At 62.6% G+C, this 2,672-nt stretch carries 4 protein-coding genes; all 4 read left to right on the top strand.

The window, feature by feature from the left end:
• Nucleotides 1–400: hypothetical protein (locus ENZ75_RS27850; protein WP_128278471.1), on the top strand; the 400-nt coding region annotated here is incomplete at its 5' end.
• A 119-nt stretch (nt 401–519) separates the two neighbouring features.
• Complete coding sequence (locus ENZ75_RS27845; RefSeq protein WP_013531701.1) at nt 520–879, top strand: hypothetical protein; 360 nt, start codon at nt 520–522, stop codon at nt 877–879.
• 221 nt (nt 880–1,100) lie between these two features.
• Entirely contained in the window at nt 1,101–2,021 is a 921-nt protein-coding gene (locus ENZ75_RS27840) for a DMT family transporter (RefSeq protein WP_063167990.1), read from the top strand.
• A gap of 55 nt (nt 2,022–2,076) precedes the next feature.
• Nucleotides 2,077–2,672 (top strand): molybdenum cofactor guanylyltransferase MobA (gene mobA, locus ENZ75_RS27835; RefSeq protein WP_128278470.1); only part of this gene is annotated, 596 nt, incomplete at its 3' end.

Here is a 2,672-nt window from a genome sequence, read left to right as displayed (position 1 = left end):
CTATGTGAACGATCGCTTCGGCACTGTCTGCACCTTTCCCGACGACGTCTTCACCGATCGCCAGCCGGAGCCCGACAATGGCGACGGACAGCAATGGCTGAGCGCCGATGGCGCCAGCCTGATCTGCTCGGGCATCCTCAACGTCGACGACGACACGCCGAAAGGCTTTGTCGCGGCGGAGAAGGCGAGCAAGAAGCCGGGCTACAAGGTCACCTACAGCAAGGCCGGAAAGGACTGGGCCGTGCTGTCGGGCCTGAGGGATGGAAAGATATTCTACGAGCGACGTCTGTTTGGGAAAGACGGTATCATCCGTACGGTCTGGGTCGACTACCCGCCGGCGCTGAAGTCGAAATACGATCCGCTGGTCGGCGCCATCGCCGGCAGTCTCAAGGGGCCATGACGGTTTCGGACCACACCCCAGAAAAAGTCTTGTTCGCGAACCGCAGCCGGATTTACGGCCAGTCTGTTCCAGCCTAGCCTTCCCCTGGAAGCTGCTCTTCGCTCGCAGGGGGATACACCATGCGCAAACTCGTTCTTTCTCTGGCACTGCTTGGCCTCGCGGCCGTGCCCGCGGCGGCGCAGTCGATCGGCGGCACCTATACGGTCGCCGGCACCAACTTCGACGGCTCGGCCTATGGCGGCGAAGCCACCATCACGCTGACCAGCGGGACGACCTGCGCGATCCATTGGGAAACTGGTGGCTCATCTTCCGACGGCATCTGCATGCGCAACGATGATGCCTTCTCCGCCGGCTATGTCATGGACAAGGACATTGGCCTCGTCGTCTACAAGGTGGCGGCGGACGGTTCGCTGCACGGTCTTTGGACGATCGCCGGCAAGGAAGGCAATGGCACCGAGGTGCTTACGCCGAAGAAGTAAGTTCGCCATCGCAGGCGATATTCCGGGCCACAAACAAGGCTGTGGCCCAGTCCTTTGCTGTTGCTGTTTCATGCCCGACTGTTACAGGCTTGCTGCCTAAAGCGCGTCGCGTTTGAACGGATTCAGGCCACGCGCTTCAGGTCTTTGTTTCTTATGCATGTCGTTTCCCCAAAACCGAGGTCACTTTTGGGCGATATGTATTAGCAGAACCGGTAGCCGTCTTGCCCCTGTCTCCAAATCTTCACGGCGCGTTGTTCATGATGGTGGCGATGGCCGGCTTCACCCTCAACGACGCCATAACCAAATACTCGTCGCAATCGATGAACATGGCGCAGGTCATGTTGATCCGTGGGGCTTTCGCTTCGCTTTTCGTCGGCCTGCTGGCCTGGCAGCGCGGCGCTCTCGCCCGCCCGGGCTCGATGCTGCAGCCTCTGGTCGCCTTGCGCGTGATCAGCGAGGCCGGCGCAACGGTGAGTTTCCTCGTCGCCCTCGCCCATCTGCCGATCGCCAATGTTTCGGCGGTGCTGCAGGCGCTGCCGCTGGCGGTGACGATGGGAGCGGCACTTGTCTTTGGCGAGACTGTCGGTTGGCGGCGTTGGCTGGCCATCGCCATCGGATTTGCCGGCGTGCTGATCATCGTGCGGCCGGGCTTCGAAGGGTTCAGCGTCTACTCGCTGTCGGCGCTGGCCAGCGTCGCCTGCTGCGCGGTGCGCGATCTCGCCACCAAGCGGATCCCCAAGGCCATTCCGACATTGCTGGTGTCGACCGCGACCGCGCTTGCCATGACAATCGTCGGCGCGGCGCTGTTGCCGGCAATGGGCGGCTGGACGCCGATGACGGGCAACAGCACGGCCCTGCTGGCCCTGGCTGCTGTGCTGGTGATTATCGGCTACCAGTTCATCATTATGGCGATGCGGGCGGGCGACATCTCCTTCATCGCGCCGTTCCGCTACACGGCCCTGATCTGGTCGATCCTGCTTGGCCTGTTCATCTTCGCGGACATTCCCGATCTGCCGATGATCGTCGGCGCCACCATCATCATCGGCTCCGGCCTCTATGCGCTCTACCGCGAGCGGGTCGTCGGCCGGCGCAAGATCGTCGCCGAAAGCACGGGGCCAAGCATGGTTCCGGACGGAATCTAGCCAGATCATTGAAGGTTCTTGTGATTTCCGACGGCTGGCGTACAGGCTTCGTGGCATGAAGCGAGACATTGCGGGGATTGTTCTGGCCGGTGGCCAGTCGAGGCGGATGGGCGGCGGCGACAAGAGCCTGTTGCCGCTTGGCGATGGCTGCCTGCTTGACCAGGTCGTGTCGCGCTTCGCCCCGCAAATAGAATCGATGGCGCTCAGCGCCAATGGCGACCCTGCACGATTCCTGCGCTTTGGACTGCCGGTGCTTGCCGACAGCGTGCCCGGCTTTGCCGGTCCGCTCGCCGGAATCCTGACCGGCCTCGAATGGGCCGCGGCCAACAGGCCTTGCAAGGCGATCGTCAGCGCTGCCGGTGACACGCCTTTCCTGCCGTTGGACCTTGTCGAGCGTCTGGCAGGGGCCGCCGATCAAAGCCCCGGTTCTATTGCCGTTGCCCGCTCGGCCGGCAAGCGGCATCCGACCTTCGCGCTGTGGCCGATCGGCTGCCGCGATGCCTTGCGGCACTTTCTGGTCGATCAGGATATCAGGCGGGTTTCGGCTTTCATCGACCGGCAGGGTTTTGTCGAGGTGGAGTTCCCGGTTCCGCCATCGGCGGGGATCGACCCTTTCTTCAACATCAACGAACCGGACGATCTTGTGTCTGC

Source organism: Mesorhizobium sp. M7A.F.Ca.CA.002.04.1.1, assembly GCF_004022805.1.
Classification (GTDB): Bacteria; Pseudomonadota; Alphaproteobacteria; order Rhizobiales; family Rhizobiaceae; genus Mesorhizobium; species Mesorhizobium ciceri.
The sequence above is the reverse complement of the archived record's forward strand: the minus strand, read 5'-3'. Positions and strand labels throughout refer to the sequence as shown.